Consider the following 22662-nt stretch of genomic DNA (forward strand, 5'->3'; position numbering starts at 1 on the left):
TTGTTCACCGTTGTTCCCGGCGGCCTAGGGGCTTCTACGGAGGCCTGTAAGTAACTTGCTAAGGGGTCTCATACTAAATGCTGAGTCAATTTCGATCGATTCACTCGCGTGCCCGTATCCCTTTTCTCCGGAGTCCATCCCGTGAAGTTGAGCAATCTGAAGATCGCCCCCAAGCTTGGCATCCTCGTCGGCGTCACCCTGTTCGGTTTGTGTATCTCCGGGGTTCTCGCCGGATATCTGATGAAGCGCGAGATGGTGAATGCGCGCATCGACCAGACCAAGTCCATCGTGGAAGTGGCGCTCAGCTTCGCGGGCAATCTGAAGAAGCGCGTCGATGCCGGTGAGCTGACCAAGGATGCGGCCATGGCCGAGCTTCGTCGCTACGGCAACGCGATGACCTACGACAACGGCACGGGCTATCTGTTCGGCACGTCCTATGACGGCATCACCCAGCTCGCGCCTGATCCGAAGCAGGTTGGCCAGAACCGCATGGACATTCTGACCAATGGCCGCAATCTCTCCAGGGATTGGATGGACGGCGTCAAGGCCAACGGCTCGATGCTGCTGTTCTACGAGTACATGAAGCCCGGCCAGGAAAAGCCGATCCGCAAGGTCGGCTATTCGGCGGCCGTTCCCGGCTTCGACATGTATCTCGGCACCGGCGGCTATCTTGAAGATATCGATGCCAAGATGGTTCCGATCTACTGGTTGCTTGGCCTCGCGATGCTCGTCATCGTCGTTATCGCCGGCAGCGTCGCCTGGATGCTCGGCCGCAGCATCAGCCGCCCGCTGGCCCTGCTCGGCGCCCGCATGAAGGACCTCGCCGACGGCAAGCTGGAGGGCGACATCCCCGGCGTCGGCCGCGGCGACGAGGTCGGCGCGATGGCTGCGACCGTCCAGATCTTCAAGGACAATGCGCTTCGCATCCGCGACCTCGAGAAGACCGAAACGGCGGCGATGGAGCGTGCGGCGGCGGAACGTCGCAGCGCGATGGAAGACATCGCGAGCGACTTCGAACGCAGCGTCAACGGCATCGTCCGCTCGGTGTCCTCGGCCGCGGCCGGCATGCAGTCGACGGCGCAGTCGATGACCGCGACCGCCAGCGATGCCTCCTCGCGGGCAGCAACGGTCGGCGCGGCCTCGCAGAAAGCCTCCGGCAATGTCGGCACGGTCGCCGCCGCCGCCGAAGAGCTCTCGAGCTCGGTTGCGGAAATCTCCCGCCAGGTGACGCGCTCGACCGAAGTGGCGAGCCGTGCCGTCAGCGACGCCGAACGTACCAACGCCACGGTGCAGGAGCTCTCCACCGGCGCCGAGAAGATCGGCGAGGTGGTCAAGCTCATTCATTCGATCGCGGCGCAGACCAACCTGCTCGCGCTCAACGCCACCATCGAGGCCGCGCGTGCCGGTGAATCCGGTCGCGGCTTCGCCGTCGTCGCCTCCGAGGTCAAGGCGCTGGCCAACCAGACCGCCAAGGCGACCGAGGAAATCTCCGCCCAGGTCGCGGCGATGCAGACTTCCACCAGCGATGCCGTCGCAGCGATCGGCGGCATCACGCAGACCATCGCCGAGATGAGCGAGATCACCGCCGGCATTTCGGCCTCGATCGAGCAGCAGGGCGAGGCCACCCGCGAGATCGCCCGCAACATCCAGTCGGTTGCGGCCGGCTCGAGCGAGATCAACGCCCATATCGGCAGCGTCACGTCGGCCGCGCAAGCGACCGGCGCTGCGGCCGGCGACGTGCTGACCAACGCGCGCGAGCTGGATCACCAGTCCGGCGCGCTGCGCAGTGCGGTGGACGGCTTCCTCGCCAAGGTTCGCGCGGCCTGATTCCTGGCGCTGAATTCGGTCGGTGGGCGATGACGCGCAAGCGCCGCGCCCACCTTTTCCTTTTTTTGAGCAGTCGCGATTTATGTCACCGCAGACCCCTGTCGTGACGCGATGACGACGCCGGCGAGCACCAGCGCGTAGCCGATCAGGTGAAACGGCTGGAGTTTCTCCCCGAGCAGCAGGATCGCCATCGCCGAGCCGAACACCGGCACCAGATGGAAGAACGGCGCGGCGCGGTTCGGCCCGATCAGCGCGACGCCGCGGTTGAAGAAGAGATAGGCGAGGGTCGAGGGAAAGATCAGGATGTAGCCGAGCGTCATCAGAGTCTCGGTGTCGAAATGCAGCACCCGGCCGCTCCATCCTTCCCAGACCGCCGTGGGCACCAGCATCATGGCGCCACAGCATGTGGTGAAGGACAGAAACGACAGCTGATGAACCTTCGGCCGCCGCGGGATGAAGGCGGAGTAGATTCCGAACGCGACCAGCGAGGAGGCGAACATGATGTCGCCCCTGTTGAACGAGATGCTCGCCAGCGCAGCGAGATCACCGCGCAGGATGATGATCAGCACGCCGATCAACGATGTCGCGATCCCGGCAAGCTGCCCGCCGGTGAGCCGCACGCCGAACAGCACCAGCGACCACAGCGCCACGAACAGCGGACCTGCCGACTGGATCAGCAGCGCGTTCAGCGCCTCGGTATATTGCAGGGCCCAGTAAGAGATCGCATTGTTGAAGGCGAAGCCGACGAGCGACAGGAACAGCATCAGCGGCAGGCTGTTCCGCAATGCGGGCCAGTCGCGCTTCAGGTGCGGCCACGAGAACGGCAGCAGGATCAGGAACACGCCGAACCAGCGGATCGTGGTCACCGTGAGCGGCGGCACATGCGCGCCGACATGGCGCGCGATCACGATGTTGCCGGCCCAGAACAACGAGCTCAGGCTCAACAGCAAATAGGGCTGGTCGTTGAGCCAGCTGGCGGGATTTGATGCGGGGGGCGCGGGCGAGGCGATCGTCATTGGCGTCGATCGCGAGCTTGCGCCGGTTCGCCGTCACGACACAAGTCACACCGCCGCAATGCTACGATGCAGCTGCGACCCGAGAGGTGCCATTGGCGGTCAATATATTGAACAGTGAAACTAGGTCGCCTGCTTGCGTGACGCCACGAACACGCCCGACAGCACCAGCGCGAAGCCGATGAAGTGGAAGGCCTGCGGCCGCTCGCCCAGGAAGGCCATCGCCATGATCGAGCCGAACACCGGCACGACGTGGAAGAACGGCGCGGCGCGGTTAGCGCCGATCAGCCGGACGCCACGGTTGAAGCAGAGATAAGCGAGCGTCGATGGAAACACCGCGACATAGAACAGGGTGAGCAGATTCGGCTCGTCCAGCTTCATGACGGGGCGCGCCGATAGCTCCCAGATCTCCAGCGGAATGAGGCACGCCGCGCCGGCGCCGAAGGTGAAAGCAAGGAACGACAGGCCGTGGATCGGCGGCCGCTTCAGGGTCAGCACGGAATAAAGCGCGAAGATGATCAGCGCGACCATGAAGATCAGGTCGCCCTTGTTGAAGGCGATGTTCGACAGCGTGGTGAGATCGCCATGCAGCAGGATGATCAGCACGCCGCACATGGAGAGAGCCACGCCGAAGGCCTGCGCCGCAGTCAGACGGATGCCGAGGATGGCGAGCGACCACAGCGCCACGACGAGAGGCGCGGCCGACTGCAGCAGCAGGGTGTTGAGCGCCTGGGTATGTTCCAGCGCCCAATATTGCAGTGTGTTGAAAGCGCCGATTCCGGTGATCGAGAGCGCGATCATCAGGCCGAATTTGCTGCGGATCGCCGGCCAGTCCTGGGCGAGGTGCTTCCAGGCAAACGGCAGCACCAGCAGGAAGGCGAAGGTCCAGCGCAGGAAGGACAGCGTCACCGGCGGGATGTGTCCGGCGGCCATCCGTCCCACAATCGCGTTGCCGGCCCAGCACAGCGCGGTGATGCCGAGCAGGAGATAAGGCTGGTTGGCAATCCAGTGCTGGCCGGATGTTTCGGCGCTCGTGGTCTGGCCGGTGGCGGACATCGTGATTGTTATGGCCCCGCGGTGGAATGCACCAAGAAGAACGCCAAGGCCTGCGGCCCGGCTTCGTCCGGACCGGTTGAGAGCCGGCACCGTTCAAAGACATGGAAATCGAGGTTGCATCAACGGCGGCAGGTGCAACGCGACCATGCAGCGGCAGGTGCTGCGCCTAGCGCTTTGGTCGAGATCTGCGCATGGCCGGCGAAGATTTCCGGATTTTCGGGGGATATCAAAGGCTTGGATCGGGCATTGGATCCTCAAAACGCCCCGTTCTTGCTTGCTTAGGAAGGCCGCTTCCTTTATCCGGTGGGGCTGCCCCGCGTACGAACGGCACCAGGCCGGGAATTGGGCTGGGCGCAGGCATGATCCCGGAAAAGTGGGTACCGGTTTTCCGATTGGATCATGCCACTTAGAGAGTATTCTTCGAAGGATTACCCGCGAATGGCCAATGTTGTCGTCGTCGGCGCCCAGTGGGGCGACGAAGGAAAGGGCAAGATCGTCGACTGGTTGTCGGAGCAGGCGGACATCGTCGTTCGCTTCCAGGGTGGCCATAACGCCGGCCATACGTTGGTCATCAACGGCGCGACCTATAAGCTCGCGCTGCTGCCCTCCGGTGTGCTGCGCGAGGGCAAGCTCTCCGTGATCGGCAACGGCGTGGTGTTCGATCCCGCGGCCTTCCTCGACGAGGTGACCAAGCTCAGGGCGCAGGGCGTTGCGGTTTCGCCGGAAAACCTGCGCGTCGCCGAGAACGTCACCCTGATCCTGCCGCTGCACCGTGAGCTCGACGCCTTACGCGAATCCTCCAATGCCGCGACCGCGATCGGCACCACCCGCCGCGGCATCGGACCCGCCTATGAGGACAAGGTCGGTCGCCGCGCCATCCGCCTGATGGACCTCGCCGATCTCGATACGCTCCCGCACAAGATCGACCGGCTGCTTGCGCACCACAACGCGCTCCGTCGCGGCCTCAACCTGCCGGAGTTCGACGGCAAGGAGATCCTGAAGGAGCTGAGCGCGCTGGCGCCGCAACTGTTGCCCTACGCGGAAACCGTGTGGCGCCTGCTCGACATCGAGCGGCGTGCCGGCAAGCGCATGTTGTTCGAGGGCGCGCAAGGCGCGCTGCTCGACGTCGACCACGGCACTTATCCTTATGTCACCTCGTCCAACACGGTGGCGGCGCAGGCCGCGACCGGCGCCGGTCTGGGACCGAGCGCAGTCGGTTATGTGCTCGGCCTGTGCAAGGCCTACACGACCCGCGTCGGCCAGGGCCCGTTCCCGACCGAGCAGGACAACGCGGTCGGCCGCAAGATCGGCGAGCGCGGCCGCGAATTTGGCACCAACACCGGCCGGCCCCGCCGCTGCGGCTGGTTCGATGCCGTCCTGGTCCGCCAGACGGTGCGGACCTGCGGCATCAACGGGCTGGCGCTGACCAAGCTCGACATTCTCGACGGCTTCGATTCGATCGACGTCTGCGTCGGCTACAAGCTCGACGGCAGGGAGATCGACCATCTGCCGGCCGGCGAGGGCGCCCAGGCCCGGGTCGAGCCGATCTGGGAGACCATCGAGGGCTGGAAGGAGCCGACGGCCAACGCCCGCTCCTGGGCCCAGCTGCCGGCCCAGGCCATCAAATATGTCCGCCGGATCGAGGAATTGGTGGGGTGCCCGGTCGCGCTGCTTTCCACCAGCCCCGAACGCGAGGATACTATCCTGGTGCAAAACCCGTTTGAGGCTTAACGATCTCTTACCAGGACGCGGATATAGTTGAGTAGAAATGGCTGATTACTATCCGCTGATCGCCCGCGCTATTGCCGCCCTGGACCCTAACGCTCCCGGCGAAAGCCGGCGCGCGCTCTATGAGCGTGCGCGCACGGCCCTGATCGCCCAGTTGCGCAGCGTGCAGCCGCCGCTGTCCGAATCCGAGATCACCCGCGAGCGGCTGTCGCTGGAAGAGGCCGTCCGCAAGGTCGAATCCGAGGCCGCCCTGCGCGCCCGCGAGGCCTCGCGCCCGGGCGGCGGCGCCCGCAGTGGGGGCGGGAGCGGCGATGCGTTCCGCCGCGCCAGCGCCCGTGCCGCCGAGACCAACCCGTCCGCACCCCCTCAGCCGTCCGCGCCGCCGCGGGCCCGAACTGCGGCGCCGCGCAACGACCGTCCGCCGCTCGGCAGCGACGACCAGGGCGAGGCTCCGCGTCCGCCGCGCGCTCCGCGTTTCGATGCGCCACGCCAGCCGTCTCCGCCGGAACCGCCGGCCGGGCGCGATCGCTCGCCTCCGCGCCGTCCACAGGACGGCGGACCGCCTCCGCTGCCGCCGGCACCGGGCGTGCGCGGGTTCCGCGACATCACGGCCGACGTCAACGATCTCGGCGGAGCCGCCGCGCAGGCCAATCGCGCGGCGCGCCGGACCTACGCCAACGTGCCCTCGCCCACGCCGGAATTCGACCGGCTGGAGCCGAGCCTGGAAAATCGCGCCGCCGAGCCCGATGCGCCCTATTCCTATGACGAGTCGATGGAGGAGGCCGAACGCTACACGCCGCCGTCGCCGCGTCCGCGCATCGCGCCCAATCAGGACGCCAAGAAGCGCGCCGGCAGAGGCTCCGTGTTCCCGTTCAAGAGCGCGATCGCAATCGGCATCGTGCTGATCCTGGTCGGCGCCGGTATCCTTTGGGGCAAACAGCTGGTCCAGACCGCGACCAATATGTTCAAGTCGTCCCCTACCCAGGTGGTGGAGGCGCCGAAGGATAGTTCGCAGCCGCAGAGCAAGCCCAAGATTCCAGATCGCGTCGGCCAGCCCTCGGCCAGCGACCAGCCTGCCGCGCCGGTGGCGCAGAAGGTCGTGCTCTATGACGAGGATCCGTCCGACCCGAAGGGCAAGCAATATGTCGGCTCGGTGGTGTGGCGGCTCGAACCGATCAAGGCGTCGGGCAACCAGAAGGCCGACGTCGCCGTGCGTGCCGACATCGAGATCCCCGAGCGCAAGTTCAAGATGACGATGTCGTTTCGTCGCAACACCGACTCGTCGCTGCCGGCGAGCCACACGGCCGAGCTGACCTTCATCCTGCCGCCGGACTTTCCTGGCGGCAGCGTCTCCAACGTGCCGGGCATCCTGATGAAGTCGAATGAGCAGGCGCGCGGCACGCCGCTCGCGGGCCTCGCGGTCAAGGTCACCGACGGTTTCTTCCTGGTCGGCCTCTCCAACGTCGATGCCGACCGTGCCCGCAACGTCCAGCTCCTGAAGGAGCGTTCGTGGTTCGATGTGCCGCTGGTCTACGCCAACCAGCGCCGCGCCATCATCGCGATCGAGAAGGGCGCCCCCGGCGAGCGCGCCTTCAACGACGCCTTCGCCCAGTGGGGTGACTGAGGCTTCTCACCTCCCCCAGGGGAGAGGTGAGACCTCCAGCGGGCAGCTGCTGCTACCTGAAATTTGCCGGCCTTACTCCGCCGCCGCCTCCCGCTTGCGGGCCGCGGTGGCGGCTGCGTGCTCGCGGTCCATCACGGCGCGGCAGCCGGGGCTGAGCTGGGCCTTTTTATGCACCATGCAGGCGGTGATGCGCCGGATGTCAGGGATTTCATAGGAGCATAGCCGCATCGCATCGCCCGAGCACATCTGCTGCGCTTCGGACGAGAAGGCGAGGCTGGGTGATGCCTGAAGGGTGAGGGCGGTGGCGGCGACGGCCAACAGCGAAGCCGTGGCCTTAAGTGGCGAAGCGATGGTCTGGTTGCGTGTCATGAAGGATGCGTCCCCGAGTTCCGTGGATTGAACCACTTGGTTTTGGGGCGCCGCACGCGGCTTGAAATGTCGCATGTCACAGCCTTCACGCCGGGGACTCCAGCCCCCGCATGTGGTCGCTCGATTTCTTGATGTTCGAATCGAAAAGTGCTGCGCCGCCCGAGCGAAGTATGCGCCAAAGTCGCGAAGCTTCAATGGGAGGCGCGAAGGAATTCGCAGATGTTGCGCGTCCGTCACGCAATATGGGGTTACGCGCTCAGGTCGATTGATCGGACGATGCGCTCGTCGGTCCGTCGCTCGCCGCGAGGGCGGCGGCGTGCTCCTCGACAGCCGTGATCCCCTTGGCGGTCAGCTCGAACAGGTCGCCATCCTTCGTCACGTAGCCGTCCGCGATCAGCTCGCCGACCTTGCCGTTCCGATCGTCGGCGAAGGCGACGGACTGGCTGATGTCCCTGAGGATCGAAAGCTGTTCCTCCCGCAACATCACGTCGTTCTCCGTTCGCCCGGGTCGGCGGACCCTCACATGCCGTGGCTCTCGAACACCTTGCTGCAGGATCGCGACAGCTTCGCACGATGGGCCTGCAGGCAGCCTTGCACTGCACCGTCATTGCCGAGATCCTTGCGGCACAGCCGCGAGGCATCACGCGAGCAGGCATTCTGTTCCTGCGGTGAGCCCATATGGCCTTGGGCGAGCACGGGCGTGTTCGACAGGCCGCCGAGGGCCGAGAGCGTGATCGTCGCCAGCAACAACAATTTACGAGGCATCGGCGGCTCCAGATCTGACGGTGAATTTCAAGGTCCTGTCTGAACTCGTCGCCTTGCCACTTGTTCCTCCTTCGAGCCGCGGTAACCCGCTATCCAAGGTTCCCGGCGCGCTGCTATAAAATCCGTCGGCGGATGAGGAGTCCTCGATGAAACGCTATCTGGTGTTTGCGCTCGTTGGTCCGTTCGTGGGCGGATTCCTGCTGCTGCTGACGACGACCTACCAGTCCGGCTACTGGACGCAGACGAGTCTCGACGAGGTCGGCAAGCTGTTCGCCGTGTTCTTCAAGAGCCTGCAATACAGCTATCTGTTCGGCTTGCTGCCCTCGCTGATGATCGGCGCGGTCGACGACATCCTGATCCACGTCAGGCGGGTCCGGCCGGGGCTGCGGATGCTGCTGGTCGGCCTGTTCGCTTTCATCCTGGCTGCGTTCACCTATGGCTCGCGCGGGCCGGATTCCGGCGCGGTGCAGTTCATCCTGTACGGCCTGGTCGGTTTCGTGCCGTCGGTGCTGTCATCCTGGATCGTGCATCACTATGTCGAGGAGCCGCAAGCGGCAGCGGCGGCAAGCTGAGCGCGACTTCCTGACGCGACGCAGCAACCTCTGCTGCGTCACTGCGTTCTCCAATGGCCATGACCATGCCTGATGACGACATTCTCGCACCACGCAAGCCCCGTTCCGGGACGCATCCGCGCGCCGACTTCTCGGGCCGCCAGACGCGCGCGCCGATCATCGACCAGGAGGGCCATGAGATCCGCCCCGAGACCCTGGAGCAGGGGTTTCGCGAATTTCGTTTCGAGTTCGGGGAAGGATCTGGCCGAGGATTTAGCCGAGGATTCGGCAACGCCAATCCATTCGGCAATCTGACGCGCGAGCAGCGGATCGCGCGGTTCGAGGCGATCGCAAAGCTGCTCGACGTCGCGTTCGTCCTGCCCGGCACCAATATCCGCTACGGCATTGACGGGCTGATCGGTCTGATCCCCGTCGTCGGGGACATCATCAGCACCGCGATCTCGCTGTGGCTCGTGCGTGAGGCCCGCGCGCTTGGCGCGCCCTGGTACATCACCGCGCGCATGCTGGGCAATGTCGCAGTCGACGGCGTTGTCGGGATCGTGCCGTTCGCCGGCGACGCCTTCGACGTCATGTTCCGCGCCAATATGCGCAACGTCCGCCTGCTGCGCCGCTGGCTCGACAAGCAGCCCCGGATGTAGGGCTCCTTGCTTCCTCGGCCTTCCTTCTCTCGTGTCCGGGGCACGAGAGTCTTGGTCTTGCTTCTGAACCAAAACGCAAAAAGCGCGATGACCTTTCAGCCATCGCGCTGTCCGCGCACATCGGGGTTTTTCGGAAAATTTACGCCGCGTCGGCGTCGGTCTCGGCCACCGGCTCCGGCTTGCGGTGGCGCGGCAGCGGGAATGCCTCGCTCTCATACAGCGAGCGGATGCCGTTCTGGTCGAAACGGGCTTCCTCGACCTGGAGATAGGCGCCATTCAGCGAATCCGTCGGCAGCTGCTCCATCGCGAACTGCACGGCCTCGGCAGCAGTGCCGAACCGGCGATAGGTGAAGCCCGCGCGCTTCTTCTTGCGGATGGCAGCGGGGAAGAGCTCGGCGGAAGTGTTGAAGTTGAACGGACGCAGTGGACGCATGGTCAAAGACCTCGTGATCTTGTCTGGGGCTTTAAGCGCGTGGGGTTTGGGAGGGCGGAGGCTGCAGTCAAGCGGGCCCGCCGCATGTCATTTTCGTCCTCTAATATAGGCCGTTTTGACAAAAATGCGACCCCTGCGATGCGAGATGATGAATCCACGCATGGCAGCTCCGCAGAGCAAAAAAATCGAGCGATTTCAGTAGTTTATATGGTTTATATCTTCCCAAGAAGCACCAGGACGAGCAGCACCGCCAGAATGACGCCGCCGATCCCCATGCCGGAATGGCCCATGCCGTAGCCATATCCGCCGATCCGGCCGGACCAGCCGCCCAAGAGATAGATGATCACCAGGATGATCAGGATGGTCCCGAGTGTCACGGTGTCCTCCTTGGCGCCCTCCTTTGCATCCTTCCCGGCGGCCGCCCGAAAGCGCTCATCGGCTGCACCGCCGGACGAGAAAAGCATATCGCGCGGCCGGGTTCCATCGGGGCAACCCGGCGGCGCGCAACCTTTATTTCGGCTCGAGCTTCAGCGCCGCTGAATTGATGCAGTAGCGCAGGCCGGTCGGTCCCGGTCCATCGGGGAAGACATGGCCAAGATGACCGCTGCATTTGGAGCAGAGCACCTCGGTGCGGATCATGCCGTGCGTCGTATCCCGCTCCTCGTCGATATGGCTCTCGACGGCAGGCGCGGTGAAGCTTGGCCAGCCGCAGCCGGAATCGAACTTCGCGTCGGATTCGAACAGCACGTTGCCGCAGCCGGCGCAGACATAGGTGCCGGCACGGTGGTCGTGCTCATACTCGCCGGAGAAGGGGCGTTCGGTCGCCTTCTCGCGCAGCACCGCGTACTGCATCGGCGACAATTCGCGCCGCCACTGCTCTTCGCTCTTGATAACCTTGTCGTCGGTGGTTTTCATCTTGGTGTCGGGCATGGGTCTCCCGTTTTGTCTGGTGATCTCTGGGATCAATTGGTGGCCTTGCTGGCATTCACCAGCGTCGGCTTCTCGATGTAGTTATCCGCGAACAGCTTTTTCAGGTTCTCGACCTTCGGGATGTCGTTGTAGGCGATGTAGGGCTGGGTCGGGTGCAGCGTCAGATAGTCCTGGTGATAGGCCTCGGCCGGGTAGAACGCCTCCAGCGCGCCGACCTTCGTCACGATCGGCTTGCTGAAGACCTTGGCGCCGTTGAGCTGGGCGATATAGGCCTCCGCGACCTTCTTCTGCTCGTCCGAGGTGGTGAAGATCGCCGAGCGATATTGCGTGCCGGTGTCGGGCCCCTGGCGGTTGAGCTGGGTCGGGTCGTGCGCCACCGAGAAGTAGATCTGCAGGATCTTGCCGTAAGAGATCTTCTTCGGATCAAACTTGATCTCGACCGACTCGGCATGACCGGTCCGGCCGGTCGAGACCGTCTCGTAGTCGGCCGTCGCCTTGCTGCCGCCGGCATAGCCGGACACGGCGTTGACGACACCGGCGGTGTGCTGGAACACGCCCTGCACGCCCCAGAAGCAGCCGCCGGCGACCACCGCGGTCTGGACGCCGCTTGCCGAGGTTGCGTCCAGTGCAGGGGCGGGAATGACCACGGCGTCTTCCGCGGCCCGGGTCGGTGCGGCGAAGGCCAGCGTCAAGGCGGTGGTGGCGGCGAGCAGGGACAGGACGGAGCGGCGCATGGCGGATCCTCTTTCGGAAGGCCTGACAGTTTAGGGCGGTTGGGGGCGGGCGAACAGCCTGCCTGGCGTTTTCAGACACCTGGAGATACGGGCCGACCCGGCGAATGTTACGACACGAGTCCGTGAAAAAAGCCGCTGCCGCCGGTCCGGCTTGGCGACACTGGGAACTCCGGGGTACCTGACAGCATGCTGCGCATGGTCTCCCTGATATCGGCCACCTTGTCGCCGGCGTCGCGATGGCCGAGCCCGAACCGCAAGCCGGCGACGACCTGGCCATTTGATCGCGCCGGATTTTGATTTCGTGGCGGGGAAGTAGGGGATTTCCGCTCTAGACGACGATACTCAACCTTCTCGCCGCGCGCGTGATGCCCGTGTACAGCCACCGCGCTCGCGAGTCCTGAAACGCAAAGCTCTCGTCGAACAGCACGACGTCGTCCCATTGCGAGCCCTGCGACTTGTGCACGGTCAGCACGTAGCCGTAATCGAATTCATCGTAGGGCTTGCGCTGCTCCCAGGCGATCTGCTCGATGCCGCCCTCGAAGCAGTCGGCGCGCACCGAGACTTTCGTGACCTTGTGGCCAAAGTCTTCATCGGGCGACAGCCGCATGGAGAGGATGCGCGACTTCGAGCGCGAGGTGTTGCGCGACTTCACGCGCCACAGTCCGCCGTTGAACAGGCCTTTCTTGCGGTTGTTGCGCAGGCACACCAGCTTGTCGCCGGCGACAGGGAAGACATCCTCGATGTTCTGGCGCTGCCGCACCCGCATGTTGTAGGCGCGTCGCGTGTTGTTGCGGCCGACCAGCACCTGGTCGGCGCCCATGACGCGATCAGGATCGAGCTCTTTGCGCGATACGACCTCGCTCTCGCCGTAGCGGCCGATGTCGAGCTCGCGGCCCTCGCGCACGTCCATCGACATCCGAACGATCGGATCGTCCTGCGCCTGGCGGTGCACCTCGGTCAGCATCGCATCGGGCTCGGTGTTGGTGAAGAAACCACCGCCCTGGATCGGCGGCAGCTGCGCGGGATCGCCCAGCACCAGCAGCGGGCAATCGAACGACATCAGGTCGCGGCCCAGCTCGGCATCGACCATCGAACATTCGTCGATCACGATCAGCTTGGCCTTGGAGGCGGGCGCGTCGTCCCACAATTCGAAGCTCGGCTGCTCCTCGCCGGACTCGCGGGCGCGGTAGATCAGCGAGTGGATGGTGGAAGCCTCGTCGCAACCCTTGTTGCGCATGACCAGCGCGGCCTTGCCGGTGAAGGCGGCAAATTTCACCTCGCCATCGACGCCCTCGGCGATATGCCGCGCAAGCGTGGTCTTGCCGGTGCCGGCAAAGCCGAACAGGCGGAAAATCGGCGGCGTGCCGTTGCGGCCGGGCTTGGCCTTGAGCCAGTCGCCAACGGCCTTGAGCGCGGCATCCTGATGCGGAGAGAAGTTTGTCATGTCTGTCTTGAGGAGGGGCGAAACGATGCGATTCGCATCCCCCAAAACTAACCATTCGCCCCGCCGGTTCAAGCGGCCCGGATCGGTCCTACTGCCAGCCCGGAACGCCACGCATGTCGGGCAAATGGTGCGCGATGCCCTTGTGGCAGTCGATGCAGGTCTTCTCGCCCGTGAACAGGAAGCGCTGATGCGCCACCGAGGCCCGCGGCGACTGCTTGGTGATGTCCATGGAATCGGCGCTGTGGCAGTTGCGGCATTCCAGGGAATCATTGGCCTTGAAGCGCGCCCATTCATGCGCGGCGAGCTCGAGCCGATGATCGAGGAATTTCTCGCGGGTGTCGATCGTGCCGAAGATCTTGCCCCAGACCTCCTTGGAGGCCTGCATCTTGCGCGCGATCTTGTCGGTCCAGTTGTGCGGCACATGGCAATCCGGGCAGGTCGCGCGCACGCCGGAGCGGTTGGTGAAGTGGATGGTCGATTTCAGCTCGGCGAAGACATTGTCCTTCATCTCGTGACAGCTGGTGCAGAATTTTTCGGTGTTGGTCAGTTCCAGCGCGGTGTTGAAGCCACCCCAGAAGATCACGCCGGCGGCGAAGCCCGCCAGCACGAGCGTGCCGAGCGCGAACACGGTGCTCGGCCGCGACAGCACGCTCCACAGCTCGAACGCGAAATCCCAGGCTCGCGCGATGAAGCCGCGCTTGGGCCCCAGCTTTTCCTTCAGTTTTTCATTGGGCTCGTCGGCGGTCGTCGTCATCGCCGGCCACCCGGGCTTGCGCGCGACAGCAGCGTGTCGATGTCGACGAAGTCGTTGCTCACGGGCGGCGTCGCCGTGTTCTGCGGCACGTGGCACTCGGTGCAGAAGAAACGGCGTGGCGAGATCGAGGCCAGGAACTGGCCGTCGCGGTCCATGAAGTGGGTGATCGAGACCATCGGCGCCTGCGATTCCGCCGTGCGCGCCCGCGCGTGGCAGGACAGGCATTTGTTGCCGTTGAGGTCGATCTGGTAGCCGTCGATGGTATGCGGGATGACAGGCGGCTGCTCCGGATAGTTGCGCGATTCCCTCTCCGAGGTGTTGCGGTTCGGCAGCATCGGCGGTGCCGGGCCCTCGTCATTGAGCGGGGTCGGGCCGCGCAGGTCCGACGTCACGGTCTGCGCAATGAGCGGGTTCGCGCCGGCGGCAATCGCGCAGGCGAGCAGGGCCATGCCAAATCGTTTCATCATGACTGGGTCACCCGCTCGATGCGCACGGCGCATTTCTTGAAGTCGGTTTGCAGCGAGATCGGATCGGTCGCGTCCAGCGTCACTTTGTTGATCAGCTTGGATTCGTCGAACCACGGCACAAAGACGAGGCCTTTCGGCGGCCGGTCGCGGCCGCGCGTTTCGAGGCGGGCGCGGATGAAGCCGCGGCGGGAGACGACCTTCACCTCGTCGCCGCGGCGAAGCTTGGCTTCCGACGCATCGTCCGGATGCATGAAGCAGACGGCTTCCGGAAAAGCCTTGTAGAGCTCGGGCACGCGACGCGTCATGGTGCCGGAATGCCAGTGCTCCAGCACGCGGCCGGTCGAGAGCCAGAACGGATAGTCGTTGTCGGGCGATTCCGCCGGCGGCTCGTAAGGCAGCGCGAAGATGCGCGCCTTGCCGTCGGGGTAGCCGTAGAACTGCACGTCGGTGCCCTGCTTGACGTAGGGATCGCTGCCCTCGCGGAAACGCCAGCGTGTTTCCTGGCCGTTGACGACAGGCCAGCGCAGGCCGCGTTCTTTGTGATAGCTTTCGAACGGCGCGAGGTCGTGGCCGTGGCCGCGGCCGAATTGGGCGTACTCTTCGAACAGTCCCTTCTGCACGTAGAAGCCGAACGCCTTGGATTCCTCGTTGGCGTAGCCTTCCTCGATCTCCGTCACAGCAAACTTGTCGACCTGGCCGTTCTTGTAGAGCACCTCGAACAGCGTCTTGCCGCGAACCTCCGGCTTCTTGGCGATCAGCTCCTCCGGCCAGACCTCATCGATCTTGAACCGCTTGGAGAACTCGATGAGCTGCCAGAGATCGGATCTGGCTTCGCCCGGCGCCTGGACGAGCTGGTGCCAGAACTGCGTGCGCCGTTCGGCATTGCCGTAGGCGCCTTCCTTTTCCACCCACATCGCGGTCGGCAGGATCAGATCGGCGGCGAGCGCCGTCACCGACGGATAGGCATCCGAGACGACGATGAAATTGTCGGGATTGCGGAAGCCCGGATAAGTCTCCTCGTTGATGTTGGGACCGGCCTGCAAATTGTTGTTGACCTGCACCCAATAGGCGTTGATCAGGCCGTCCTTCAGCATCCGGCTCTGCAGCACGGCGTGGGCGCCGTTCTTGTCGGGAATGGTGCCCTCCGGCAGCTGCCAGATATGCTCGGTCTTGTCGCGATGCTCCTTGTTGGTCACGACCATGTCGGCGGGCAGGCGATGCGAGAAGGTGCCGACCTCGCGCGCGGTGCCGCAGGCCGAGGGCTGGCCGGTCAGCGAGAACGGGCTGTTGCCGGGTGCGGAGATCTTTCCGGTCAACAGGTGGATGTTGTAGACGAGGTTGTTGGCCCACACCCCGCGGGTGTGCTGGTTGAAGCCCATGGTCCAGAACGAGACCACTTTTGTTTTTGGATCGGCATAGAGCTCCGCCAGCGCCTCGAGCCGGTTCACCGGTACGCCGGACATCTGCGCCGCCTTCTCCAGCGTGTACCCGGAGACGAACTCGACGTACTCGTCATAGCTCATGTCAGTGGAGTCGTTGGCCTTGCCCGCGCCCGTTGCCTTCTTCTGCAGCGGATGCTCCGGCCGCAGGCCGTAGCCGATGTCGGTCTGGCCGCGGCGGAAAATCGTATGGGCGGCGACAAAGTCCTTGTTGACGCGGCCGGTCTTGATGATGTGGTTGGCGATGGCGTTGAGGATGTAGAGGTCGGTTTGCGGCTTGAACACCATGCCGATGTCGGCAAGGTCGAACGAGCGGTGCTCGAAGGTCGAGAGCACGGCGACGCGGACGTGCGGCGCGGAGAGCCGTCGGTCGGCCAGACGCGTCCACAGGATCGGGTGCATCTCCGCAATGTTGGAGCCCCACAGCACGAAGGCGTCTGTCGCCTCGATGTCGTCATAGCAGCCGGCCGGCTCGTCGATGCCGAAGGTGCGCATCATGCCGGCGACGGCCGAGGCCATGCAGTGGCGCGCGTTCGGGTCGATGTTGTTGGTGCGGAAGCCGGCCTTGAACAGTTTTGAGGCCGCGTAGCCTTCCCAGATCGTCCACTGGCCGGAGCCGAACATGGCAACGCCGTTCGGCCCGCGCTTCTTCATCGCCTCCTTCCACTTCGTCTCCATGATGTCGAAGGCTTCGGTCCAGGGAACAGGCGTGAAGTCGCCGTTCTTGTCATACTTGCCGTCCGTCTTGCGCAGCATCGGCTGTGTCAGGCGGTCGTGGCCGTACATGATCTTGGAGAGGAAGTAGCCCTTGACGCAGTTGAGGCCGCGATTGACCTCGGCCTTGATGTCGCCATGGGTGGCGACGACGCGGTTGTCCTTGGCTGCCACCATTACCGAGCAACCGGTGCCGCAGAAGCGGCAGGCGGCCTTGTCCCATTTCAACTCGGATGTGTCGCGCTCGGTGACGAGATTGGCGGCCAGCGCAGGCGCGGACATGCCGGCCGCGGCGGCCGCAATCGCGGCGGCCTCGAGCTTGAGCATCTGGCGGCGGTCGAGCTTCGGCGATGTCATGATGGCTCTCCCGACCTCAAGTCGTTTCGATGGCGTGAAAGACGAGCGCCGCGGAATAGACGTCGCGCAGCGATTGAATGGTGTTGAGCATGGTGCCGAGGCTGCCGGCATCGGGCGCCTCGGTCACGACGACGAGCTTTCCTCTGACGTCGCGGCCGTGGATCTCACAACCCGGCAGCGCGCTGATCTCGGCCTCGACTTCGGTGAGGCGCTCGGGGCGGGCCTGCACGATGATGCTGGCGATCTCGTAACCCGGAGGGCCGACGACGCGGTCGGCGCTGAGCACCCGGCCTGTGATCAATGCGCGGCGGTTGAGTGTGGCTGGAGTCATGACGCCTGTCTTTCGCTTCGCGGGATCAATGCGGGGCGCTCGGCGGACCGGGAGGACCGGCGAACATCTGGTAGATCCAGACGCCCAAGCCGTAAGAGCCGACGGTTCCGACCGCGAGGACGGGCATCACGACCGCGGTCAGGAACAGGAACGCAAAAATCTCCATGCGCTTGCGGCGTACGCGCGGGGTCGTGTCGTCAGGGCCCGACATATTCGGTCTCTTCGAAATGGTTTGGGGAATCGGGACGGCATCCGGGCCGCTGCCTTGCCGCACATTAAATGCAGCAGACCGGCTGACGCGTTGATCTGGATCAATCGTCCAGGTTGTCATGATGGCTGCCGCTCCGCACACGGCGCCTTCTCCCGCATGGCGGAATTGTGGCCGCGTGGACAGTGGCGTCCGGCGCATTAAGATGCCCGCGACGAGAAACGAACAAGCGGGGAGTGGCGCCATGAAGTTCGGCATCTTCTATGAGCTGCAGTTGCCGCGGCCCTGGGTCGCCGGCGACGAACTCGCCCTTTACCAGAATGCGCTCTCGCAGATGGAACTCGCAGACCGTCTCGGCTACGACCACGCCTGGGTCGTCGAACATCACTTCCTCAAGGAATATTCGCATTCGCCCTCGCCGGAATCCTTCCTCGCCGCCGCGAGCCAGCGCACCAAAAACATCCGGCTCGGCCACGGCATCCTCCAGCTCACGACCAACCATCCCGCGCGCGTCGCCGAGCGTGTCGCAGTGCTCGATCTGCTCTCCAACGGCCGCTGCGAATTCGGCATGGGCGAGAGCGCCTCGATCACCGAGCTGACGCCGTTCGGCCGGGACATGGAAACCAAGAAGGAAGTGTTCGAGGAAGCCGTCGCCGCGATCTTCCCGATGTTCAAGGACGCGGGAAGCGAGCATCACGGCAAATATTTCGACATCCCCTTGCGCAATGTAGTGCCGAAGCCGGTGCAGAAGCCGCATCCGCCGCTGTGGATGGCCTGCTCGCAGCTGCCGACCATCGAGCGGGCGGGTCGCCACGGTTTCGGCGCGCTCGGCTTCCAGTTCGTCAGCGCCGATGCCGCCCATGCCTGGGTGCATGCCTACTACAACGCAATGACGAAGCGGCTCACCAAGCTCGCCGATTACGAGATCAATCCGAACATGGCGCTGGTGTCGTTCTTCATGTGCGCCAGGACGGATGAAGAGGCTCGCGAGCGTGCCGACGGCGCCACCTTCTTCCAGTTCGCGCTGCGTTTCTACGGCGCCTCGCAGAACCGCCAGCGTCCCGCGCCCTACACTGTCAACATGTGGGACGAATACAACAAATGGAAGCGCGACAATCCGGAGGCGCAGGAGGCGGCCTTGCGCGGTGGTCTGATCGGCTCGCCCGAGACGATCCGCAGGAAGCTGAAGCGCTTTCAATCGTCGCATATCGACCAGGTCATCCTGCTCAATCAAGCGGGCAAGAACAGCCACGAGCACATCTGCGAATCGCTGGAGCTGTTCGGCCGCGAGGTGATGCCGGAGTTCCAGAACGATCCCGACCAGGCGGCCTGGAAGAGAAGCGTGATGAGCGGCGAGATCGAGCTGGAAGAGATCGACACCGACGCCTTTACCGACCGCTACGGCAAGCTCGCGATCAACGTTGCGCCGGTGAAGGCCGCGGCGGGGTAGGGCGCTCCCGCTGCGCCGACATGGGGGCCACAGGCTCGGAAGCGCACCGTGTCACGCTGCGCTGCTGCGTAGACGCGGGACTCGGGGAGCCGCCCCGTCATTGCTGACTTCCAGCCAAATCCCCTTGCCTGAACTAGGCTCCTTCGACGTCCGCGACCTCGCAGACGGCCCTTCGGTCACACCTGGTCCGAGGAACGAGCAAAGCGCTGAACGTTTGATAGCGAGGTGAGCGCGGCCTTGGCGTCGTGAGCCCTAGCCCGGAACTAAGGTGCCCATGACGCCCTCTTGCAAACCAGACGTTCTCGATTGCCTCGTCATCGGAGGCGGGCCGGCCGGGCTGACAGCCGCGCTTTATCTGGCGCGCTACAACAGGTCCGTCACGGTCTTCGATGCCGGCCGCAGCCGGGCGGAATGGATACCGAGGAGCCGCAACTACCCCGGATTTCCCTCAGGCGTCTCCGGCCATGAACTCCTGGTTTTGCTGAGGAAGCAGGCTTCCTCCTACAGCATCTCCCTCATCAATGCCCGCGTGGACGGTCTCGACCGGAACGGCGAGTTCTTCGAGGCCAGCTTCGAGGGTGGCACGGCAAGGGCGCGGACCGTTCTGCTGGCCACGGGCATCGTCGATCTCGAGCCGGCGATCGAAGGGCACGACGAAGCGGTGCATCTGGGACTGATCCGCTATTGCCCCGTTTGCGACGGGTTCGAGGCTGCCGACAAGCGCATCGGCGTTTATGGTGCCGGCAGCGGCGCCGTGAACAAGGCCAAGTTCCTGCGTAGCTACTCGCGCGAAGTTGCTTTCGTGCCTTCGGCTGACGACGCTCTCGATGAGCATGATCTGCGCGCATCAGGGATCAAGCTGGTCTGCGCTGGTTCCGGATTGCGCATCGAACAGCGGGGCATCGTCGTCTCTTGCGACGACGGCGACGTTGCGGTTGACGTTCTTTATCCGGCGCTCGGCTGCAAGGCGGGCTCGATCCTCGCAACCCGGCTCGGGGCGCAGAGCAACGATGCGGGATGTCTCGACGTCGACGCGCATCAGCAGACGACTGTGCCGGGCATCTATGCGGCAGGCGATGTCGTGTCGGACCTGCACCAGATTGCGGTCGGGACCGGTCACGCGGCCATCGCAGCCACTCACATTCACAAGACGTTGCCGCCCAATCCGCGCTGAGGCGCACCTCGCCGCTCGCGGGAAGATCGAACATCGAAAGCCCCAACCCGGCTCGGCATCGCCCCGCAGAACTGAGCCGGCCTGTTGGCCCATCCGTACGTCCTGAACCTAAGGAGGTGGGAGATGGGGCCGGGAGACCCAAGGCGGGACATGTCCGATGATTGGGGAGCCCGAAAGCCTTCTCACGTTCACCACATTTAAACCATAAGGTTCTACGAAGAGGACTCAACCACAGGCCGCAGGACATGCGAATAGCCTTCATACAGAAGCCATCCGTGGACTTCGGGCAATGAAGGTTTGGCAGACCGGCTGCATCATGGCTGTTATCGCATCCGTGGGACTTTATCTGGCCGGCGGAAACAGACCGGCCGCGACAGTGCCTGAAGTCATGCCGGAAGCGGCAGCGAACGTGACGGCTCCCGCGAGCATGGCGGCCCCGGCGGAGATGGTGACGCCTGCGTTGTACGCCGAGGCATCGCAAAGACTTGCAGCAGCGCTTCGGGCAGAAAGAGCAGAGCTTGGCTCGGTGACCCCGGCTGGTTCAACGCCGTCGAGCGCCGGAGCCGAAAGCGCCGATAATGCCGTCGCGCCGAAATTGGCGTCGCTGGGACAGGATATCGTCCAGCCGCTGCCGGCAGCACGCGATGGATCCGACGCTGCTCCGAAACCGGCGTCGACGCAGGATTTCCGTTATCTGATCTACTACGTCTGGTCCGAACTACCGCCCGCCGAGAAGCCGGCGGAGATCGTGTTGCGTGCGTTCAAGGACATTCCGGTCGGAACGCCCGCCGAAGAGATCAAGCGCGCTTCCGACGCGTTTGGTCTCGACGTCAATTTCATGATGGCGGTTGCCAAGATCGAATCCGGCTTCAACCCCAATCAACGTACCGGCTCGTATATCGGCCTGTTTCAGCTGAGCCAATACGAGTTCGGGAAGTTCGGCTTCGGGCAGATTCGCAGCCCGCGGGACAACGCCGTTGCTGCCGCCTACAAGATCATTACCGAAGGCATCCAGTTCGAGTGGATCACGCACCGGAAGCCGGACATGAGCGATCTTTACCTGATCCATCAGCAGGGCTGGGAAGGCGCCGCTGAGCACATCAGCCGGCCCGCTCGCACCGCCTGGAAATCGATGTGCGCCACCAGCGAAGGCAAGGAGAAGGGCGAGAGGTGGTGCAAGCGTGCGATCTGGGGCAACGCACTTCCGGCATTCAAGCGCACCTGGAAATCGGTGGACAACGTGACTTCAGAGGCGTTCGTCGGCATGTGGCGCAGCCGGGTCGCCGAATTCTACACGAAATACGTGGCGACCGCCGCTGCGGCGACAAACCAGTAATTTCGTCGTGACTGTCGTCAGTCCCGATCGCCAGGGACAGACGCGGGCGGCTGAGTTCGCTAATCTCGCCCCAAAGCCATCCAGGGGAGACCGCCTTGAGCACTGCGCCGCGCATCGACATCGACCCCGTCGCGTTCTGGGCCGACCCCTATCCGATGCTTGCGAAAATGCGCAAGGAAGCGCCGATCGCGTTCGTGCCGCAGCTCGGCTCGACGCTTTTGACCGGCCGAGACGATATCTCGATTTCAGAGAAGCAAGTCGATGTGTTCTCCTCGCATCAGCCGGCCGGCCTGATGAACCGGCTGATGGGCCACAACATGATGCGCAAGGACGGCGAGGCGCATCAGGTCGAGCGGCGCGCGATGTTTCCGGCGGTGTCGCCCAAGACGGTGAAGGCGCACTGGACCGCGCTGTTCCAGGCCCATGCCGACCGCATCATCGATGCGATCGCGCCTGGGCGCATCGACCTCATGCACGACTTCGCGCTGCCGTTTTCAGGCGAATGCCTGAAGTCGATCACCGGCCTCACCAATATCGGCTTTGCCGACATGGATGCCTGGTCGCAGGCCATGATCGAGGGCATCGCCAATTACGGCGGCGATGCCGCGGTCGAGGCGCGCTGCCGCGCCGCGACATCGGCAATCGATGCCGCGATCGACGATATCCTGCCGGTGACGCGCAAACATCCCGACCAGAGCATCCTTGGCGTTCTCCTCGCCTCCGGCATGCCGATGGAGAGCGTGCGCGCGAATGTCAAGCTCGCGATCTCGGGCGGCCAGAACGAACCGCGCAAGGCGATCGCCGGCACGGTGTGGGCGTTGCTGACGCATCCCGCGCAGCTCGATCTCGTGCGCGAGGGCGAGGTGACATGGCTGCAGGCGTTCGAAGAGTACGCCCGCTGGATTTCGCCGATCGGCATGTCGCCGCGGCGCATCGCAAAGCCGTGGACCATCCGCGACATTTCGTTCGAGCTCGACGAGCGCGTGTTCCTGATGTTCGGCTCCGCCAACCGCGACGAGAAGCATTTCGAGCGCGCCGACGAATTCGACGTGCGGCGTGATACCTCGAAGAGCGTCGCCTTCGGCGCCGGACCGCATTTCTGCGCCGGTGCCTGGGCGTCGCGCGCGATGATCGCGGACGTCGCGCTGCCGACGCTGTTCGCGCGCGCCAGGCAGATCGAGCTCGCCGATGACGAGCCGGTGCGGATCGGCGGCTGGGCGTTCCGCGGCCTGCAGAATCTGCCGGTGACATGGCTGCAATAGTCGGGCAGCGCCTTCCAGCTGCACGCCTCCACAATGC

At 64.4% G+C, this 22662-nt stretch carries 24 protein-coding genes; 9 read left to right on the plus strand and 15 right to left on the minus strand.

Annotated elements, in window-relative coordinates; all coding sequences use genetic code 11:
* Positions 1 to 141 precede the first annotated feature (141 nt).
* Entirely contained in the window at positions 142 to 1827 is a 1686-nt protein-coding gene (locus ACVW16_RS22900; protein WP_456736203.1) for a methyl-accepting chemotaxis protein, read from the plus strand.
* An 80-nt stretch (positions 1828 to 1907) separates the two neighbouring features.
* Here ACVW16_RS22900 and ACVW16_RS22905 read toward each other — a convergent pair whose 3' ends face one another.
* Complete coding sequence (locus tag ACVW16_RS22905; protein WP_456736202.1) at positions 1908 to 2843, minus strand: DMT family transporter; 936 nt, start codon at positions 2841 to 2843, stop codon at positions 1908 to 1910.
* Between the two features lie 120 nt (positions 2844 to 2963).
* Positions 2964 to 3896, minus strand: a complete 933-nt coding sequence (locus tag ACVW16_RS22910; protein ID WP_456736201.1) for a DMT family transporter — start codon at positions 3894 to 3896, stop codon at positions 2964 to 2966.
* A gap of 438 nt (positions 3897 to 4334) precedes the next feature.
* On the opposite strand from ACVW16_RS22910, the gene ACVW16_RS22915 reads away from it, so the two are divergent.
* A complete protein-coding gene (locus ACVW16_RS22915) occupies positions 4335 to 5627 on the plus strand; it encodes an adenylosuccinate synthase (RefSeq protein ID WP_456736200.1) in 1293 nt (430 codons plus the stop codon).
* A gap of 37 nt (positions 5628 to 5664) precedes the next feature.
* Positions 5665 to 7248 carry a hypothetical protein gene (locus tag ACVW16_RS22920; RefSeq protein ID WP_456701371.1) on the plus strand — a complete coding sequence of 528 codons (1584 nt, stop codon included), beginning with the start codon at positions 5665 to 5667 and terminating at the stop codon, positions 7246 to 7248.
* A gap of 72 nt (positions 7249 to 7320) precedes the next feature.
* On the opposite strand, the gene ACVW16_RS22925 is transcribed toward ACVW16_RS22920, so the two are convergent.
* From ACVW16_RS22925 to ACVW16_RS22935, 3 genes are all read right to left on the minus strand, one after another.
* Positions 7321 to 7692 carry a hypothetical protein gene (locus ACVW16_RS22925; RefSeq protein WP_456736199.1) on the minus strand — a complete coding sequence of 124 codons (372 nt, stop codon included), beginning with the start codon at positions 7690 to 7692 and terminating at the stop codon, positions 7321 to 7323.
* A 181-nt stretch (positions 7693 to 7873) separates the two neighbouring features.
* Complete coding sequence (locus ACVW16_RS22930) at positions 7874 to 8101, minus strand: hypothetical protein (protein ID WP_456736198.1); 228 nt, start codon at positions 8099 to 8101, stop codon at positions 7874 to 7876.
* Positions 8102 to 8136: 35 nt separating this feature from the next.
* Positions 8137 to 8382, minus strand: coding sequence for a hypothetical protein (locus tag ACVW16_RS22935; RefSeq protein ID WP_456701374.1), 246 nt, complete (start codon positions 8380 to 8382; stop codon positions 8137 to 8139).
* A 146-nt stretch (positions 8383 to 8528) separates the two neighbouring features.
* Between ACVW16_RS22935 and ACVW16_RS22940 the strand changes: the two genes are divergently transcribed.
* Positions 8529 to 8954 carry a DUF5413 family protein gene (locus ACVW16_RS22940; RefSeq protein WP_456802429.1) on the plus strand — a complete coding sequence of 142 codons (426 nt, stop codon included), beginning with the start codon at positions 8529 to 8531 and terminating at the stop codon, positions 8952 to 8954.
* Between the two features lie 59 nt (positions 8955 to 9013).
* The gene (locus ACVW16_RS22945; RefSeq protein ID WP_456705155.1) at positions 9014 to 9592 is read left to right on the plus strand and encodes a DUF4112 domain-containing protein; all 579 of its coding nucleotides are present in this window, start codon (positions 9014 to 9016) and stop codon (positions 9590 to 9592) included.
* 139 nt (positions 9593 to 9731) lie between these two features.
* Here ACVW16_RS22945 and ACVW16_RS22950 read toward each other — a convergent pair whose 3' ends face one another.
* From ACVW16_RS22950 to napE, 10 genes are all read right to left on the minus strand, one after another.
* Positions 9732 to 10025 carry a hypothetical protein gene (locus ACVW16_RS22950; protein ID WP_027532521.1) on the minus strand — a complete coding sequence of 98 codons (294 nt, stop codon included), beginning with the start codon at positions 10023 to 10025 and terminating at the stop codon, positions 9732 to 9734.
* Positions 10026 to 10237: 212 nt separating this feature from the next.
* Positions 10238 to 10402, minus strand: a complete 165-nt coding sequence (locus ACVW16_RS22955; RefSeq protein ID WP_177243031.1) for a DUF3309 family protein — start codon at positions 10400 to 10402, stop codon at positions 10238 to 10240.
* Positions 10403 to 10535: 133 nt separating this feature from the next.
* A complete protein-coding gene (gene msrB, locus ACVW16_RS22960; RefSeq protein WP_456701376.1) occupies positions 10536 to 10955 on the minus strand; it encodes a peptide-methionine (R)-S-oxide reductase MsrB in 420 nt (139 codons plus the stop codon).
* A gap of 32 nt (positions 10956 to 10987) precedes the next feature.
* A complete protein-coding gene (gene msrA / locus ACVW16_RS22965; RefSeq protein ID WP_456736197.1) occupies positions 10988 to 11689 on the minus strand; it encodes a peptide-methionine (S)-S-oxide reductase MsrA in 702 nt (233 codons plus the stop codon).
* 328 nt (positions 11690 to 12017) lie between these two features.
* A complete protein-coding gene (locus ACVW16_RS22970; protein ID WP_456701378.1) occupies positions 12018 to 13133 on the minus strand; it encodes an ATP-dependent DNA helicase in 1116 nt (371 codons plus the stop codon).
* Between the two features lie 88 nt (positions 13134 to 13221).
* Positions 13222 to 13887 carry a NapC/NirT family cytochrome c gene (locus ACVW16_RS22975; RefSeq protein WP_456736196.1) on the minus strand — a complete coding sequence of 222 codons (666 nt, stop codon included), beginning with the start codon at positions 13885 to 13887 and terminating at the stop codon, positions 13222 to 13224.
* On the minus strand, positions 13884 to 14354 hold the full coding sequence (locus tag ACVW16_RS22980; RefSeq protein WP_456701380.1) for a nitrate reductase cytochrome c-type subunit: 471 nt from the start codon (positions 14352 to 14354) through the stop codon (positions 13884 to 13886). The genes ACVW16_RS22975 and ACVW16_RS22980 overlap by 4 nt, the downstream gene beginning before the upstream one ends.
* The gene (napA, locus tag ACVW16_RS22985; protein WP_456736195.1) at positions 14351 to 16864 is read right to left on the minus strand and encodes a nitrate reductase catalytic subunit NapA; all 2514 of its coding nucleotides are present in this window, start codon (positions 16862 to 16864) and stop codon (positions 14351 to 14353) included. Before napA ends, ACVW16_RS22980 begins: the two co-directional genes overlap by 4 nt.
* Positions 16865 to 16880: 16 nt before the next feature.
* Positions 16881 to 17195 carry a chaperone NapD gene (locus ACVW16_RS22990; protein WP_456701382.1) on the minus strand — a complete coding sequence of 105 codons (315 nt, stop codon included), beginning with the start codon at positions 17193 to 17195 and terminating at the stop codon, positions 16881 to 16883.
* 25 nt (positions 17196 to 17220) lie between these two features.
* The gene (napE, locus tag ACVW16_RS22995; protein WP_456701383.1) at positions 17221 to 17406 is read right to left on the minus strand and encodes a periplasmic nitrate reductase, NapE protein; all 186 of its coding nucleotides are present in this window, start codon (positions 17404 to 17406) and stop codon (positions 17221 to 17223) included.
* 241 nt (positions 17407 to 17647) lie between these two features.
* On the opposite strand from napE, the gene ACVW16_RS23000 reads away from it, so the two are divergent.
* The 4 genes from ACVW16_RS23000 to ACVW16_RS23015 all read left to right on the plus strand — a co-directional run bounded on the left by ACVW16_RS23000 (position 17648) and on the right by ACVW16_RS23015 (position 22625).
* Positions 17648 to 18853, plus strand: a complete 1206-nt coding sequence (locus ACVW16_RS23000; RefSeq protein ID WP_456802430.1) for an LLM class flavin-dependent oxidoreductase — start codon at positions 17648 to 17650, stop codon at positions 18851 to 18853.
* A 274-nt stretch (positions 18854 to 19127) separates the two neighbouring features.
* Entirely contained in the window at positions 19128 to 20027 is a 900-nt protein-coding gene (locus ACVW16_RS23005) for an NAD(P)/FAD-dependent oxidoreductase (protein ID WP_456701385.1), read from the plus strand.
* A 289-nt stretch (positions 20028 to 20316) separates the two neighbouring features.
* Positions 20317 to 21363 carry a transglycosylase SLT domain-containing protein gene (locus ACVW16_RS23010; protein ID WP_456736193.1) on the plus strand — a complete coding sequence of 349 codons (1047 nt, stop codon included), beginning with the start codon at positions 20317 to 20319 and terminating at the stop codon, positions 21361 to 21363.
* A 95-nt stretch (positions 21364 to 21458) separates the two neighbouring features.
* Positions 21459 to 22625 (plus strand): cytochrome P450, encoded by a 1167-nt coding sequence (locus ACVW16_RS23015; RefSeq protein WP_456736192.1) that lies wholly within the window; start codon positions 21459 to 21461, stop codon positions 22623 to 22625.
* The last annotated feature ends 37 nt before the right edge of the window (positions 22626 to 22662 follow it).

It is taken from the genome of Bradyrhizobium sp. USDA 4474 (genome assembly GCF_054057515.1).